This is a genomic window from Roseibium porphyridii (genome assembly GCF_026191725.2).
Classification (GTDB): Bacteria; Pseudomonadota; Alphaproteobacteria; order Rhizobiales; family Stappiaceae; genus Roseibium; species Roseibium porphyridii.
The window spans coordinates 1,951,841-1,967,059 of sequence record NZ_CP120863.1 but is presented as its reverse complement, the minus strand read 5'-3'; the positions used below and the strand labels follow the sequence as shown (position 1 = coordinate 1,967,059).

Annotated in this window: 14 protein-coding genes; 9 read left to right on the top strand and 5 right to left on the bottom strand. The window is 55.5% G+C overall.

Annotated elements, in window-relative coordinates; translation table 11 throughout:
- Positions 1-44: 44 nt before the first annotated feature.
- Positions 45-1,244, bottom strand: a complete 1,200-nt coding sequence (locus K1718_RS09105) for a pyridoxal phosphate-dependent aminotransferase (RefSeq protein WP_265683963.1) — start codon at positions 1,242-1,244, stop codon at positions 45-47.
- Positions 1,245-1,529: 285 nt separating this feature from the next.
- On the opposite strand from K1718_RS09105, the gene K1718_RS09100 reads away from it, so the two are divergent.
- On the top strand, positions 1,530-3,263 hold the full coding sequence (locus K1718_RS09100) for a caspase family protein (RefSeq protein WP_265683960.1): 1,734 nt from the start codon (positions 1,530-1,532) through the stop codon (positions 3,261-3,263).
- Positions 3,264-3,270: 7 nt separating this feature from the next.
- Here the strand turns inward: K1718_RS09100 and K1718_RS09095 are convergent, their stop codons facing one another.
- Together K1718_RS09095 and K1718_RS09090 are read right to left on the bottom strand one after the other, a co-directional pair.
- Positions 3,271-4,401, bottom strand: a complete 1,131-nt coding sequence (locus tag K1718_RS09095; protein WP_152500625.1) for a hypothetical protein — start codon at positions 4,399-4,401, stop codon at positions 3,271-3,273.
- A gap of 254 nt (positions 4,402-4,655) precedes the next feature.
- Positions 4,656-5,231 (bottom strand): TetR/AcrR family transcriptional regulator, encoded by a 576-nt coding sequence (locus K1718_RS09090; RefSeq protein ID WP_152500624.1) that lies wholly within the window; start codon positions 5,229-5,231, stop codon positions 4,656-4,658.
- Positions 5,232-5,304: 73 nt separating this feature from the next.
- Here K1718_RS09090 and K1718_RS09085 point away from each other — a divergent pair, with 73 nt between their 5' ends.
- The 3 genes from K1718_RS09085 (at position 5,305) to K1718_RS09075 (ending at position 6,471) form a co-directional block, all read left to right on the top strand.
- The gene (locus K1718_RS09085) at positions 5,305-5,718 is read left to right on the top strand and encodes a RidA family protein (protein ID WP_152500623.1); all 414 of its coding nucleotides are present in this window, start codon (positions 5,305-5,307) and stop codon (positions 5,716-5,718) included.
- Positions 5,719-5,962: 244 nt separating this feature from the next.
- Positions 5,963-6,193 carry a hypothetical protein gene (locus tag K1718_RS09080; protein ID WP_152500622.1) on the top strand — a complete coding sequence of 77 codons (231 nt, stop codon included), beginning with the start codon at positions 5,963-5,965 and terminating at the stop codon, positions 6,191-6,193.
- 38 nt (positions 6,194-6,231) lie between these two features.
- Positions 6,232-6,471 carry a hypothetical protein gene (locus tag K1718_RS09075; RefSeq protein ID WP_152500621.1) on the top strand — a complete coding sequence of 80 codons (240 nt, stop codon included), beginning with the start codon at positions 6,232-6,234 and terminating at the stop codon, positions 6,469-6,471.
- 119 nt (positions 6,472-6,590) lie between these two features.
- Here the strand turns inward: K1718_RS09075 and K1718_RS09070 are convergent, their stop codons facing one another.
- Positions 6,591-7,007, bottom strand: coding sequence for a VOC family protein (locus tag K1718_RS09070; protein ID WP_152500620.1), 417 nt, complete (start codon positions 7,005-7,007; stop codon positions 6,591-6,593).
- A 330-nt stretch (positions 7,008-7,337) separates the two neighbouring features.
- Here K1718_RS09070 and K1718_RS09065 point away from each other — a divergent pair, with 330 nt between their 5' ends.
- From K1718_RS09065 to K1718_RS09045, 5 genes are all read left to right on the top strand, one after another.
- Positions 7,338-8,570, top strand: a complete 1,233-nt coding sequence (locus K1718_RS09065) for an ABC transporter substrate-binding protein (RefSeq protein WP_152498999.1) — start codon at positions 7,338-7,340, stop codon at positions 8,568-8,570.
- A gap of 135 nt (positions 8,571-8,705) precedes the next feature.
- Positions 8,706-9,599, top strand: coding sequence for a carbohydrate ABC transporter permease (locus K1718_RS09060; RefSeq protein ID WP_152499000.1), 894 nt, complete (start codon positions 8,706-8,708; stop codon positions 9,597-9,599).
- A 64-nt stretch (positions 9,600-9,663) separates the two neighbouring features.
- Positions 9,664-10,491 carry a carbohydrate ABC transporter permease gene (locus K1718_RS09055; protein WP_209006944.1) on the top strand — a complete coding sequence of 276 codons (828 nt, stop codon included), beginning with the start codon at positions 9,664-9,666 and terminating at the stop codon, positions 10,489-10,491.
- A 10-nt stretch (positions 10,492-10,501) separates the two neighbouring features.
- A complete protein-coding gene (locus K1718_RS09050; protein ID WP_265680013.1) occupies positions 10,502-11,593 on the top strand; it encodes an ABC transporter ATP-binding protein in 1,092 nt (363 codons plus the stop codon).
- A 19-nt stretch (positions 11,594-11,612) separates the two neighbouring features.
- The gene (locus K1718_RS09045; protein ID WP_265683955.1) at positions 11,613-14,099 is read left to right on the top strand and encodes a glycoside hydrolase family 2 protein; all 2,487 of its coding nucleotides are present in this window, start codon (positions 11,613-11,615) and stop codon (positions 14,097-14,099) included.
- On the opposite strand, the gene K1718_RS09040 is transcribed toward K1718_RS09045, so the two are convergent.
- Entirely contained in the window at positions 14,096-15,067 is a 972-nt protein-coding gene (locus K1718_RS09040; protein WP_285806065.1) for a LacI family DNA-binding transcriptional regulator, read from the bottom strand. The genes K1718_RS09045 and K1718_RS09040 overlap by 4 nt on opposite strands.
- Between the last annotated feature and the right edge of the window lie 152 nt (positions 15,068-15,219).

The window sequence follows — 15,219 nt, the reverse complement described above, 5'->3', positions numbered from 1 at the left end:
CAAAAGCCGCTCCTTTATCCGTCATGCGCCTATCGGCAACATGACTATTTCAGGTTGCCACAGAACCGCTGAATACGCGTACAGGCTTCTTCAAGCGCTTCCGTAGACGTTGCATAGGAAATTCTGAAGTTCGGACCAAGACCAAACGCCGAGCCATGAACAACTGCAACACCTTCGCTCTCCAGGAGTTCAGTGACGAAGTCTGCATCCGTCTCAATGACTTTGCCGGACGGAGCCGTACGCCCGATTGTTCCCGCGCAAGACGGGAATACGTAAAATGCGCCTTCCGGAACCGGACAGTTGATGCCGTTGGCCTGATTGAGCATGGAAACGACAAGATCACGCCGAGCCTTGAAGACTTCATTGTTTTTCGGAATGAAATCCTGTGTACCGCTCAGTGCTTCCACCGCAGCCCACTGGGCGATCGAGCAGGGGTTTGATGTCGATTGCGACTGCACCTTTGCCATTGCCTTGATGAGCTCGGCCGGGCCGCCGGCATAGCCGATGCGCCAACCGGTCATGGCATAGGCCTTGGAGACACCATTGACCGTCAGGGTGCGATCATAAAGTGAAGGCTCTACTTGTGCCGGCGTGGTGAACTGGAAATCGTCATAGACCAGGTGCTCATACATGTCGTCGGTCATGATCCACACTTGAGGATGCTTGACCAGCACATCGCAAAGCGCCTGCAACTCAGCCTTCGTATAGGCAGCGCCTGACGGGTTGGACGGAGAGTTGAAGATAAGCCATTTCGTGCGCGAAGTGATTGCGGCATCGAGAGCTTCAGGTGTGATCTTGAAGGTTGATTTATCAGCCTCCACGATCACCGGCTCACCACCTGCCAAAAGCACCATATCAGGATAACTGACCCAGTAAGGCGTCGGAATGACGACCTCGTCACCAGGGTTCAAGGTCGCAATCAGGGCATTATAGAGTACCTGCTTGCCGCCGGTTCCGACGGTGATCTGGTTGGTCTCATAGTCAAGGCCGTTTTCCCGCTTGAATTTGTCGACAATAGCCGCCTTCAACTCCGGAATACCGTCCACAGCCGTGTATTTGGTCTTGCCTTCGTTGATTGCCGTGATGGCCGCCGCCTTGATGTTTTCCGGCGTGTCGAAATCCGGCTCGCCAGCACCGAGACCGATCACATCGCGGCCTGCGGCTTTAAGCTCGCGCGCCTTGTTGGTGACGGCGATGGTCGCAGAAGGTTGAACACGCGCCAATGCGTCAGCAAGAAAGCCCATAATGTCCTCCAGGGGGAAACGGGAATAACAGCGCGCGGACCCTAAAACCGCTGACCGAGGATGACAAGACCCATGAGCCAATTCTCTGACGCTGACCAAGGAAAAGCCCTTGCGTTTCAAGCTGCGGTTTTTGGCAGTCTTTGCCTGTCGTTCCCAAGATAACGAAACGCCGTGCCGCTGACGCAGCGTCTGCCATGCCTTGACGGGTCACGCCGCACCGTCCCATGATCTCTTTGAGGACGAAGAAATGGCATCTTCCGGTCCGGTGCATCGAACGGGGGCTCAATGCAAAAACCAACACTGCTTTTCCTATTGGTCCTGGGCATGCTCTGGCAGCCTGTCGCGTCTTTGGCAGCAAGCGACCGTGTCGCGCTCGTGATCGGAAATGCCAGCTATCGCCACGCAACTCAATTGAGCAACCCCATCAACGATGCAACCCTGATCGCGGACAAACTGACGGATCTCGGATTTCGTGTGCATCTGGTCAGAGACGCAGGCTTTGAAAAATTCACTGCTGCTTTGAGAAAATTCGAAACGGATCTGCAATCCGCCTCGACTGGCATGTTCTATTATGCAGGCCACGGAATGCAGTTTCGCGAAGAGAACTTCCTGCTTGCGACGGACGCAGCCATCATAGACCAGCAGGATGTTGTCACGAGCGGCAAGAACCTCAACGAGATCATTGGCATGATGGAAACACACGTGCCATTGAGCCTTGTATTCATCGATGCCTGCAGAAACAATCCGTTTGCCGACAATCTGAGACAGAAGCTTGCCGGGCGAGCGCGTGCGCTTGGCCTAAGCCGTGGCCTGGCGGTCCCAGAGCAAACTGCCAATTCTCTCGTTGCGTTTGCGACGAAACCGAATGAAGTCGCGCTGGATGGCGACACCCACAATTCTCCCTTCACGACAGCGCTCGCAAAGCACATTGTCACTCCGAATATTGAAGTCTCGACGATGCTGAAACGGGTCACGCGTGATGTGCTTGAGGCCACCGGGCATCAACAGCGGCCCGAAGTCGTCGCTTCCATGTCATCAGAGTTCTACTTCTTTCACAACAGCGCTTTGGTCGCCCCTGTGGTTACCTATGACAACGATGTTGAGCGGGAAGCTGCAGCCACCCTCGCACTCAAGGAGGCCGTCAGGAACAATACGGTTATCGGCTACCGGACTATTCTTGAGCAGTTCCCGAAAACCGCCGCTTCAGATGTCGCAGACAGCCTTTTGAAGGAATTGCAGCAGGAGAAAACATCCGGTTCGAGCAGAGCCTCACAAGAGCAGACGGAACTGACCGTATCAGCACAGACGCTTTTGGATCGCATGAGCGAGGCAAGCCGAACGGGCGCGCCCCTGACAGTCGCCAGTACAGCACCGGACGTGATCGAGCAGAGCCTGAGCTTGGGCGTTGAGGGATATAAGAAAATTCAAACAGCCCTGAACATGCTCGGTCACGACGCTGGCACCGAAGACGGCGTCTTTGGTGCAAAGTCGCGATCAGCCCTGCGCGAGTTTCAGATTGCGACGAAAATCGAGGAAACCGGCTACGTTGACCAGACAGCACTTTTGCAGCTGATCAAGGTATTTGAGGAAACGCCGAAGGTGCTGGATGGCCTATGGCAGCTCCAGGTGCATCGCTTCAACCCTCACCCGGAAGACCCCTATCAGGTCAATGCGAGAACTCACTTGTCTTCGGCCGATCTCCGGTTTCGCGATGGCCAGTTTTTTCTGCTGGATTGGACCAACCTTGCCGGTGCTTCCCGTCAGGACGATCGCAATCCCTTTGCGAATTTTCGCGGCGTCGTCTCGCAAGACAAGAAACTCACCTTGCGATTGGAAGCAGACTATCTGTTCGGTAAACGAAAGGTCAGAACCGTAGAGATCCGCGGGACACTGCCTGAGTTTGTCGCTTATGGGTCTACTTTGGGGTTCACCGGCCCACGCCTTGAACGCAATGGGCCCAAGGATGAAATGTGGGTTCGCGTTGAGCTGAAACGGAAACCGCCTGAGAAGACGAACTAAACGATCCTCAGCTTCTCGTTTCCAGGATCAGTTTTGGCTCATTTGTGGTCTCATCAATCAGCGCACACTTGAAGCGTTTCTTCTTGGTTTGGCCGTTGAGGATATTCACCGAAACCGACAGAGGTACGTCCGAGCCCTGTTTGGCGGATCCGATCAATGCCTGGTAATCATTGGCATGAAGCAGAGTCTCGGTAATCGGTCGATTGTCGATGGCATCTGACGTCAGATGGTAGATTTTCATGGCCGCGTTGTTCGCTGCAATGATCATACGGGTCTTGGTGTTGATCACCAGCATTGGAGCACTACAGATTTCAAAGACTTTTGTGAAATCGACATCGCCACCGGCATGACCGGCTGAAAAGAGCACTCCACCCACAGTTCCGCCGACCCGAAAATACATGGCATCGTATTTCAGCTCCAGGCTCTCGTTGCTGGCAAGCAGAAACTTGCCCCGGCCTGTCGCGCTCGCACGCCGCGTCAGTGAAGCGAGTGACAGTGAAACGATCGTCCTGCCGACCCTGTTTTGTATGTGGGCGATATTGCGTCCGAGGATCAGTCGAGCATCGTCAATTTGAAAACTCTTCAAAAAGCCATCGCTGGCAAATCGCACATAGCCGAAATTGTCGACCAGCAGCACCACACGCGTGGATGATGCAACGAAGTGCTGGAGTATTGGCGCCAAGCCAAGTGCGATCCGGCCGGGATTGTCGTCGCTTTGTCCGATTGAAGGAAAACAGATTGCCAGGATCTTTCCATCCGGCAACTCATAGCGATACGCAACGATTGGAATGCCTGGAATGCGATGGTCGGGACCACCGCCCACATCAAACGGACCTGCCTGTCCGTCTCTGATCGCACCTTGTACAAGATGCAAGATGGTCTTCCGATCTTCCGGCGACAAATGCCGCAACGCCTGGTTCGATGGCGCTTCCTGGAGGTCCATCACTTCACTGTTGAAGCTCTGGGAACCGATTTCATGCCAAATCAGTGTCTTTTTGCTGATGTCCGCTATGAAAAACTGAAGGCCTGCAAGCGCGAGCGCCGGACCGTCTGCATCAAGCGCCGGAGCCTTTACCGGTTCAGCTTTTGAAGCTGTCGAAGTCTCTGCGAGTGCGCCCTGTGCCGCATTCATCGTCATTTCACTCTTGACCTGTTTTTAGCAAGCTCTCCCGTGACGATGAGTATGTGTGACAAATACAAACAAAGACTAAAACCTTGCCATAAAATCCAAAAAGATAAGTAGAATTAGGGATACTATTTACAAATATATCTATTTCTAAAATTGAAATAAACAAGTTGTTTACCAAGAACACTGGTTTCACTTGTTGAAACTTCCCGATCAAAGAACTGCCCGACGATTGAATTCAGACTGGTCTTTGATCGTGCTGAGGTTCACTTTTCACCGAGGACTGTCCGGAATATGGAGGCTATTTGCTCCTTGGACGGTTTCGGGCCCTGGTTGGTGGCGTACATGAGAGAGATGCCATCGATAAGCCCCGCACATGTCTCGATCGGTACATCCGTCCTGCCGCCTGAGATGAGTTTCAGAAAAAATGCGATGGGTCTTCTTGCCGCTTGAGCCAGCTTTTCGCCTGCACCTGCAAGGTAATCCTGTCGCGCAGCTGCGAGAGTCAATTCCAGGCGCGCCAGGAACAAATGCCTGGCGCCATCGGTATAATCTGCGAGTTCCTCAGCCACATATTCAACCGCCGCATCGACGCCTTCGCTTGCGGCCCTTTCGGAAAAACCGACTTGAAGCTCATCGCAGTCCTTTTCGAGCAATTCCGCAAGGTATTCGCAAGCCGCGTTCAGAAGGTCCGGCTTCCTTCGATAGTAATAGGATGTTGATCCTTGGGGAATCTTCGCAACTTCGTCGACTGCACGATGGGTAACGCCATCCAAGCCCCTTTCCGCGAGGAGCGTAATGACAGCATCCAAAATCAGCATTCGGCGGTCCGTTTTTTTCATTGCCACAAAATCTCTACATTTGTAGTGTTTTTCTAAATCATCGAATTGTTAAATCAGACGAATGAAGTGAACCATGACACAAACGATCAAAAGAATGAACCCGCCCTCATTGCCGGACGCAACGGCCATCGGCTACTCCCAGATCTCCATTGTTGAAACCGGAAAGCTGGCATTCGTTTCCGGTCAGGTTGCGCTGCCGGCAGATGGGTCACCTGTTCCCGAAAACCTGCGGGAGCAAGCGGCCATCGTTGCAGAAAATGCTGGAGCCGCCTTGCAGGCGCTTGGCGCCGAAGCAACGGACATTGCCATGGCGCGCTGTTATGTGACCGACTTGACGCCTGAACGATTGGATGAGGTGTTTCCGCCAATCCTTGATTTCTTCAACGGGGCCAAGCCCAGCCTGACCGGCATCGGCGTTGCCGCGCTTGCCGCACCAGAGTTTCAAGTAGAGCTGGAGCTGACGGTAAGCTTGCAAAACAAGAACTGATCGTTCGCACAAGTTCTCCAGTCGAGCACCAGAATCAGGTGCTCTTCTGGCTGGCAGCAAATAGAGATTTGCAACGAAACCGATTATCCAGCCGCTCTGCACAACGGGTCGTTGAACGGAGTTTTAAACCGTTCGAATTTGCCGCAAAATTGTCATGAAATCATACGGCCTCAGTCCGATTCAGGACTGCGTCGCGGCGCAATTTTCAATCAGATTGCGACCATCCAAAGTGATGGAGGCCGTGATGCCGGTTCAAAAAACACAAACAAAGAGACTGTCGGGAGCGGGTTTACCGCTCGCCTTACTGTTTCTCTTGGCAACGGTCCTTTTGCTCGGGACAACCTTGCTGCTTGAGCCAGGTATCGGTCTTCCGTTTGCGGCGTTTCTCGCCATGGTCACCTTGACGCAACTGCTCGGCAGACGTGTCTTCGACGAATTGACGGAAGCCTCGAACCGGGCTGAGCAGAGCCGGTAAAACCAACACTATCCCATCACCAAGAAAACTGGTTGATCATGTCTCGCGTTCAGAACCAGAGCAAACGCAGAGTTGCTTCGCACAAACACGAACTGAGTGAAGCCCGCCCACTCCTCCAGGCTATTCTCCTGGGCATCGTCCTGGCGACCGCATTGATTGCGGCAGCGGCAATGGCAAATCCAGACGACTGGACGGATGGCCAGGGCAGCAAGAACCAGAACCTGAAACAGGGGCAGGTTCATCAGATTTCAGCACCTCTCCAAGCCAGGTCGGAGTAAACACCGACCATGGCTGGTGCACTGAAAAGCACTGGAGAGTTGACACCCTAATCATGCTCGAGGCTACTGCAATAGCGTAGCCTCGACGCGTTGGAAACCCAGCCTTGGTTTCCTGGTTATCACCACTTTCCTGTGTTTTCCATGGACGCCCAGGGTTCTCGCGCCTCAAGCGGGTCACCTTTTTGCAGGAACTCGATCGATTGGTTGTCCGGTGTGCGCACAAAGGCCATTCGGCCATCGCGCGGCGGACGGTTGATGGTGACACCTGCTGCCTGAAGGTCTTCGCAAGTTCTATAGATGTCATCGACCTGATAGGCGAGGTGACCGAAGAACCGCGCTTCCCCCAAATCCTCTGGGTCATAATTCCAGGTCAGTTCAACAGGCGTGTCCTCCCCTCCAGGAGGTGCCATCATGACAATCGTGAAGCGTGCTTCAGGCTCGTCGTATCGGGCGGTTTCCTTGAAACCAAGAAGCTCAAAGAACGCCATGGACTTTTCAAGGTCGCTAACTCTGAGCATCGTATGCAGATATTGCATTGCTTGATCTTTCTGTTTGAAACTGGACTCTAGTTTCTGCAAGGCCGTTTGCCGAACGGATCAGATACACGCCGAATTGGAACTGCGTGCTGGTATCCATATGCATCGATTGCACTTGCCGGGCATTTTTTGACGGACACAGTCACTCGAAACTCCGAATGGTAACGTTGTCCCTAATTGTCTTATCATTTTTGTCATTCTTGACAAGAAAAATACAAATTATTCTTTTTCAATATATTTTTCTGACACTTAAAAGGTTTCAATATCAGAATTTGACTCCCAACTGACTTTAGGTTTATCGATAAACAATCAGAAATCTGGGAGGAGACTATGAAAGCACTACACGCTGTATTTGCAGCAACCACCGCACTGTGCGCGGCGACTGCCGTCCACGCGACGGATTTGGAAGTTACGCACTGGTGGACATCAGGTGGTGAGGCTGCAGCTGTTGCAGAGTTTGCGAAGGCGTTTGACGCGACGGGCAACAAGTGGGTTGATGGTGCGATTGCCGGATCCGGCGGCACGGCGCGTCCGATCATGATCAGCCGCATCACGGGCGGCGATCCGATGGGCGCGACGCAGTTCAACCACGGCCGTCAGGCAGAAGAGCTTGTGGAAGCCGGCCTGATGCGCGACCTCAGCGATGTGGCGGCGGAAGGCAACTGGGCGGAGATCGTGCGTCCTTCCAGCCTGCTCGACAGCTGCACGCTTGACGGCAAGATCTACTGCGTGCCGGTCAACATTCACTCGCCGCAATGGCTGTGGATCAACAATGCCGTTTTTGAAGACAACGGCCTGGCCGTGCCGACCAACTGGGACGAGTTTGTCGCCGCTGCGCCCAAGCTGCAGGAAGCCGGCGTCGTGCCGCTCGCCATGGGCCAGCAGCCCTGGCAGACCACCCTCGCCTTCCAGACCCTTCTGACTGCGCTCGCAGGTCCGGAGACCTACACCAAGGTGTTCGGCGACAAGGATGCCGACCTTGCTGGCGGTCCGGAACTGGCCAAGGTCTTTGAGGCCGCGGCAACAGCCCGCGACATGGCCAAGGATTCCAACGTTCAAAACTGGAACGATGCCACGAACATGGTCATCACCGGCAAGGCCGGCGGCCAGATCATGGGCGACTGGGCCCAGGGTGAGTTCCAGGTGGCCAACCAGGTCGCCGGCAAGGACTACACCTGCCTGCCGGGCCTTGGCGTCAATGAAGTGATCCAGACCGGCGGCGATGCCTTCTACTTCCCGCAGGTGGACGATCCGGAGATCTCCGCGGCCCAGGCTGAACTCGCCAAGGTCATGATCTCCCCGGAGACACAGGTTGCCTTCAACCTGAAGAAGGGTTCCCTGCCGGTGCGCGGCGATGTCGATCTGTCGGCTGCCAATGACTGCATGCGCAAGGGCCTGGAGATCCTGGCCAAGGGCAACATCATTCCGGGCACCGACCAGTTGATGTCTGCTGACAGCAACCAGCAGGTCAACGACCTGTTCGTCGAGTTCTTCAACAACCCGTCCATGTCGGCTGAAGACGCTCAGAAGCTGTTCGCCTCGATCGTCGCCAACGCCGACTGATCCGCACAACGGGCTCCGCCGGTTCCCTCAACAGGGCTTGACGGAACCGGCGTCCTCCAGCCCTGCGCGCAGTTTCTGCGCGCAGGGAATTCTGGAACACTGCAAGCAGGCTTTTACGGGACAAGGAAGACAGGCATGGCCGCACCCTCAGGCCCAGCCAGATGGCACCGCAACTTGAGTGCCAAGGTGGCGGCAATTCCGATGATTGTCACCGCCCTGGTGGTCTTTATCGGCGGAACCGCCTGGACGGTTCTCTACTCCTTCACCAATTCCAAGCTGCTGCCACGGGAGAAGTTTATCGGCTTTGGCCAGTATGAACGCCTGTGGAGCAGCAACAAGTGGCTGATCTCGATCGAGAACCTGGCCATCTATGGCGGCTTCTCCCTCGTCTTCTCCCTCCTCATCGGCTTCATTCTGGCCGCCCTGCTCGATCAGAAGATCCGCTTTGAGGACACCTTCCGCACCATCCTGCTCTATCCCTTCGCGCTCAGCTTCATCGTCACGGGTCTTGCCTGGCAGTGGATCCTCAATCCGGATTTCGGCATCCAGCATGTCGTGCGCAGCCTGGGCTGGGAGAGCTTTGCCTTCGACCCGCTCTACAATCCCGACATCGTCATCTACGGCATTCTGATTGCCGGACTGTGGCAGGGTACCGGCCTCATCATGTGCCTCATGCTGGCCGGGTTGCGCGGCATTGACGAGGACATCTGGAAGGCCGCCAAGATTGACGGCATCCCCATGTGGAAGACCTATATCTTCATCGTCATCCCGATGATGCGCGGCATCTTCATCACCGCCATCGTGCTGGTCGCCTCCGGCATCATCAAGGTCTATGACCTGGTCGTCGCCCAGACCGGCGGCGGACCCGGCATCTCCTCAGAAGTGCCGGCCAAATACGTCTATGACGCCATGTTCCTGTCCCAGAACCTCGGACAGGGCTTTGCCGCCTCCACCATGATGCTGCTCACCGTTGCCATCATCGTCATTCCCTGGGCCTATCTCGAATTCGGAGGCAAGCGCCGTGGCTGATACTGCATATCTTTCCGGCCCCTCAGGTCCAAAACCCCGGCGCGTCCTGTCCCGCCGCAACATCATGATCTACGGCACGCTGATCGTCGTCTCGCTCTACTATCTGCTGCCCCTTTACGTGATGGTCGTCACCTCCCTCAAGGGCATGCCCGAGATCCGTCTCGGCAACATCTTCTCGCCCCCGGTCGAGGTTACCTTCCAGCCCTGGGTCAAGGCCTGGGCCGAAGCCTGTACCGGCCTCAATTGTGACGGCCTGTCGCGCGGCTTCTTCAACTCCGTGCGCATTCTCATTCCGTCCGTGATCCTGTCGATCATCATCGCCTCGATCAACGGCTATGCGCTCGCCAACTGGCGCTTCAAGGGCTCGGAGACCTTCTTCACCATCCTGATCGTCGGGGCCTTCATTCCCTATCAGGTCATGATCTATCCGATCGTCATCATGCTGCGCGAGGTCGGTCTTTACGGCAGTCTCACAGGCCTGGTCATCGTGCACACCATCTTCGGCATGCCGATCCTGACCCTGCTCTTCCGCAACTATTTTGCCTCCGTACCGCAGGAACTCTTCAAGGCCGCCCGCGTCGACGGCGCTGGCTTCTGGGGCATCTATTTCCGCATCATGGTCCCCATGAGCCTGCCCATCTTCGTCGTCGCCATGATCCTGCAGGTCACCGGCATCTGGAACGACTTCCTGTTCGGCGTCATCTACACAAAGCCGGACCTTTATCCGATGACGGTGCAGCTCAACAACATCGTCAACTCGACCCAGGGGGTGAAGGAATACAACGTCAACATGGCCGCCACCATTCTCACAGGCCTTGTTCCCCTCACCATCTACTTCATCTCCGGCAAACTCTTCGTCCGCGGCATCGCCGCCGGAGCGGTCAAAGGCTAACGAGAAAACAATGGAAACAAGTATCTCCGTCAAGAACCTCGCCTTAAGCTTCGGACACCTGGACGTGCTGAAGGATCTCAACCTGGAGATCGGCAAGGGCGAATTCCTGGTCCTGCTCGGGTCCTCGGGCTGCGGCAAGTCCACCTTGCTCAACTGCATCGCAGGCCTGCTCGATGTCACCGGCGGCCAGATCTTCATCGGCGACAAGAACGTCACCTGGGAAGAGCCCTCAAAGCGCGGCATCGGCATGGTGTTCCAGTCCTATGCCCTCTACCCCCAGATGACCGTTGCCGGCAATCTCAGCTTCGGCCTGAAGAATGCAGGCCTGCCGAAGGCGGAAATCGAGGAACGGGTCAACCGCGCCGCCAAGGTGCTGCAGATCGAGCCCCTGCTCAACCGCAAGCCCGCGGCCCTGTCCGGCGGCCAGCGACAGCGGGCGGCCATCGGCCGGGCCCTGGTGCGCGATGCCGATGTCTTCCTCTTCGACGAACCGCTCTCAAACCTGGACGCAAAGCTCAGGGCCGACCTCAGGGTCGAGATCAAGCAGCTGCACCAGAAGCTGAAGAACACCATGATCTACGTTACCCATGACCAGATCGAAGCCATGACCCTGGCCGACCGGATCGCCATCATGCGCGGCGGACGCATTCTGCAGCTGGCATCGCCCAACGAGATCTACAATCGCCCGGCCAGCAAATACGTGGCCGAGTTCATCGGATCGCCCACCATGAACTTCTTCAAGGGTGAACTCAAAGCCGAGGGCGGAGCTTACAGCTTCACAAACGGCACACTCACCGTCCCCTTGAACGACTATCAGTTCAAGGAAACCAGCCCCGCCCCGGAACCTGCATGGTTCGGCATTCGACCCGAACACATGAGCTCAGGCGATGCCGCACAAAACGCCCCCGTGCGCATGAACGCATCCGTCGAACTCGTCGAACCCCTCGGATCCGACACCCTCGCACGCGTCAATGCACTGGACCATACCCTGTGGGTGCGAATGGACGGACAGGCAAACATCAAAAATGGCGACACAATCAACATCGGGTTCGATCCCAAACGCGCAAACATATTCAGCAAAAATAACGAAATCAGAATCTGAGCCGCTCGGAGTTTCTATAGTGAACTATCACGCCAACGCCCAATCAGCAGACGGTCTCTCCTCGCAGAAAACCGCAACTCAATCCTTGAACAACGGCTGGACGTTGCGCTGTGCACGAACGGTTGCCGCCGCCTCGATCACGCCGGACATGAGCTGGGAAGCAACCGTTCCGGGCTGCGTGCACACCGACCTCATGGCGGCACGTACCATTCCGGATCCATATTTGGACTGCAACGAATTGGCGGTCCAATGGGTCGGAGATTGCGACTGGACCTACGAAACGGAGTTCAATGCTGATCTTGCAGTCGGTCAACGGCACACACTTGTATTCCACGGTCTGGATACGGTTGCGACAGTCTCATTGAACGGCGACATCATCCTTGAAAGTGAAAACATGCATCGGACCTATCGGGTCGATGTTACCGACAAGCTGAAAGCTGAAGGCAATGCACTCAAGGTAGATTTCCTGTCGCCCTATCAGCACGAAAAGAAACTGCGTGAGGAGTTGGAACCGCGCCCCAATTGCTATCCGGGGCCAGGCAATCTGATGCGCAAAATGGCCTGTAATTTCGGCTGGGACTGGGGTCCCACACTCGTCACAGCCGGGATCTGGCGGAATGTGGACCTGGTCAGCTGGTCGACGGCCAAAATCGACAATCTTCGAACGGACGTGTCGATGACCGGTGCCGATGGCCAGGTCTGCATTCATGCCGGGATCGATGGGATGTCCGAGGGCCTTGAACTTGAAGCCCGTATTGGCGATCAGTCCGCTTCGACGTTCCTCTCAGGCAATGTTGGCTTTCTTGAACTCAATTATCCTGCACCGCACCTGTGGTGGCCACATGGAATGGGCGGCCAGCCACTTTACGATCTCGAAGTCTCGTTGAAAAAAGACGGCGAACTGCTGGAGAGGCAAACCAGACGCATTGGGTTCAGAACAATCGAACTGGATCTGTCCGGTGACGACGACCAATCGGCCTTTACATTCATCGTCAATGGCAAGCCTGTCTTCGTCTTTGGTGCAAACTGGATCCCCGATGATTGCTTTCCCGCGCGCATCACGCGTGACCGGCTGGCCGAACGCATCACCCAGGCAAAAGATGCCAACATGAATATGTTGCGCATCTGGGGCGGCGGCATTTACGAGAGTGACGACTTTTACGACCTGTGTGACGAAGCCGGCATCATGGTCTGGCAGGACTTTCTCTTTGCCTGTGCCGCTTACCCGGAAGAAGGCACGCTTCCGGCAGAAATCGAAGCAGAGGCCAAAGACAATATTTCGCGTTTGATGTCGCATGCATCACTGGCGATCTGGAACGGCAACAACGAAAACATTTGGGGCTTTCAGGCCTGGGGTTGGCAAAAACCGTTGGCCGGCAAAACCTGGGGTGAAGGCTACTATCTGGATCTGCTTCCACGCCTTGTCGATGAGCTGCATCCAAGCGGCACATACTATCCGGGCAGCCCCTATTCCGGTTCAATGGAACGCTTCGCAAACGCGGACGAACATGGTTGCCGCCATATCTGGGATGTCTGGAACGAGGTCGGCTATGAAGTTTACGCCAATTACGCACCGCGTTTCGTTTCCGAGTTCGGGTGGCAGGCCCCTCCGACCATGGCAACGCTCACGCAATCGATCTCAGATAATCCGCTGACACCGACCTCGCCCGGCGTCATGCATCACCAGAAGGCAAGCGAGGGAAACGAAAAGCTTCTGCGTGGCCTGAAAGGTCATCTGCCTGAACCGGACAGTTTTGAGGACTGGCACTTCACGACACAGCTCAATCAGGCGCGGGCCATACATTTTGGTATCTCCCATTTCCGTGCGCTCCAGCCACACTGCATGGGGTCAATCGTCTGGCAGTTGAACGACTGCTGGCCGGTCACCTCCTGGGCTGCGATTGATGGCTATGGCCGGAAAAAGCCGCTTTGGTACGCGCTCAAAAAAGCCTATGAACCGCATTTTCTCACAGTCCAGCCATCCGATAGCGGTCTTACACTCCACATCGTCAATGACGCCAACCTGGAATGGCGAACACCGGTGTCGATCAAGCGCGTCAGCTTCGACGGAAAAGAGCTTGCCGAGCACACCATCTGGCGCGTTTGCGTGGAGCGGAACAAACCAATCAGCGTGCAGTTGCCGGAAAGCATCACGACACCAAACGACAAATCAAACGAGCTGATTGTCGTCACTGCGGACGGTTGCAAAACGTACTATTATTTCCAGGAGGACATCGGCCTCAAACTGCCGGAACCGCGCCTCAGGTTCGACATCGAGGTCACCGCATCCATCACCAGGATCGTCGTCACAGCAGAAACCTTTGTGAAGGATCTCTGCCTCTTTGCCGATCGCATTGGTCCGGACGTTACTGTTGATCGGATGCTGGATACGCTTTTGCCGGGTGATACGCTGACCCTTGAATTGGAAAACGCCCAAGATCTCTCGCTTGAGGACCTTAGTCATCCAGGCGTTATCCGAACCGCGAATACATTGCTGGCGTCCTAGAGCAGCTCTGTTTTCACGATTTGCTGCAAGACAGCCGGAGCCTCACCCTCAATCTGGCGGATCAACATGTCCGCCAGGTTCCAGCCTGCATCCAGCCTTGAAAAATAGGAGGTGATCGGCCGCTTGGCGAGATAATCGCCGAGATTGGTGCCGCTGCGTACGGAAAAGTTGAACTCTTCAATTCGATTTGCCGCAGCGTCGCGAACGCCTCTGCGTGCGCCCATCAGCACGATATCGTTGACACAGACGAAACTGTCCGTATCGGTTGTCCTGACGAGTTCAGCAGCTGCTTCCCGGGCAACATTGGCCTGCGGGTCGAGATTGCGCACAAGCGTCTCCCGATATGACAGTCCTTCTTCGGCAAGAGCTCTCTTGTAGCCCGCCATACGTTGCAAGACGTAGGTGAATTCGGCCGGACCATCGAGCAGGGCGATGTTCTTGTGACCGAGCCGTATCAATTCCTTCGTTCCCTGCCAGGCCGCAAATTCATTATCGACATCGAAATAGGCATGCTGCGAAAAGAGTTCGGTTCGCCCGAAGGTGACGAAGGGCAGCTCCATTTCCAGAAGATACTTGGCGCGCGTATCCTGCGGCGTCGTATGGTCCATGATGACCCCGTCGGTGGCACGTCCCCTGACGAGTTTTTCCAGCTCTCGGATGTCTTCGCCACCATCTGGCGCGATGATGGTCTGGATGGAGTAGTCCGAGTTTGCACATCGCTGGTGAATTCCCTGCAATATGCCAAGGAGTGTCGGATCGCCTATTTCCGTGTCGGTTGGAAAATTGAGCAACGCGGTCAGCACGAAGGTCCTGCCGGTGCGAAGCTTCACGCCTTCCATATTACGGACATATCCGAGTTCTTCCGCAACACGGTTGACCTTCTCGGTCATTTCAACGCTGGTCTTCGGCGACCCGTTCACGGCGCGCGCAACCGTCGTCACCGACACACCCAGCCGTTCGGCAATCATCTTTAATGTGACATTCTTGCTGGAAGACGGGCCGGGCATGGACTGGAAGAAACCGATTCAGATGAAACAAATTTGAACGACCAGAATAGCCCGGCAAATCCCCCGACTGCAAAGCAAACGTTGAACAGATTGAATTGTGGCTGCTATGCCCT

Bases quoted from the DNA above. Each gene is read 5' to 3' on its own strand.
- K1718_RS09065 (WP_152498999.1), top strand. From the start codon at position 7,338: ATGAAAGCACTACACGCTGTATTTGCAGCAACCACCGCACTGTGCGCG.
- K1718_RS09040 (WP_285806065.1), bottom strand. From the start codon at position 15,067: ATGATTGCCGAACGGCTGGGTGTGTCGGTGACGACGGTTGCGCGCGCC.
- K1718_RS09070 (WP_152500620.1), bottom strand. From the start codon at position 7,007: ATGCAATATCTGCATACGATGCTCAGAGTTAGCGACCTTGAAAAGTCC.
- K1718_RS09050 (WP_265680013.1), top strand. From the start codon at position 10,502: ATGGAAACAAGTATCTCCGTCAAGAACCTCGCCTTAAGCTTCGGACAC.
- K1718_RS09085 (WP_152500623.1), top strand. From the start codon at position 5,305: ATGACACAAACGATCAAAAGAATGAACCCGCCCTCATTGCCGGACGCA.
- K1718_RS09090 (WP_152500624.1), bottom strand. From the start codon at position 5,231: ATGAAAAAAACGGACCGCCGAATGCTGATTTTGGATGCTGTCATTACG.
- K1718_RS09080 (WP_152500622.1), top strand. From the start codon at position 5,963: ATGCCGGTTCAAAAAACACAAACAAAGAGACTGTCGGGAGCGGGTTTA.
- K1718_RS09055 (WP_209006944.1), top strand. From the start codon at position 9,664: ATGATCTACGGCACGCTGATCGTCGTCTCGCTCTACTATCTGCTGCCC.
- K1718_RS09075 (WP_152500621.1), top strand. From the start codon at position 6,232: ATGTCTCGCGTTCAGAACCAGAGCAAACGCAGAGTTGCTTCGCACAAA.
- K1718_RS09105 (WP_265683963.1), bottom strand. From the start codon at position 1,244: ATGGGCTTTCTTGCTGACGCATTGGCGCGTGTTCAACCTTCTGCGACC.
- K1718_RS09095 (WP_152500625.1), bottom strand. From the start codon at position 4,401: ATGACGATGAATGCGGCACAGGGCGCACTCGCAGAGACTTCGACAGCT.
- K1718_RS09100 (WP_265683960.1), top strand. From the start codon at position 1,530: ATGCAAAAACCAACACTGCTTTTCCTATTGGTCCTGGGCATGCTCTGG.
- K1718_RS09060 (WP_152499000.1), top strand. From the start codon at position 8,706: ATGGCCGCACCCTCAGGCCCAGCCAGATGGCACCGCAACTTGAGTGCC.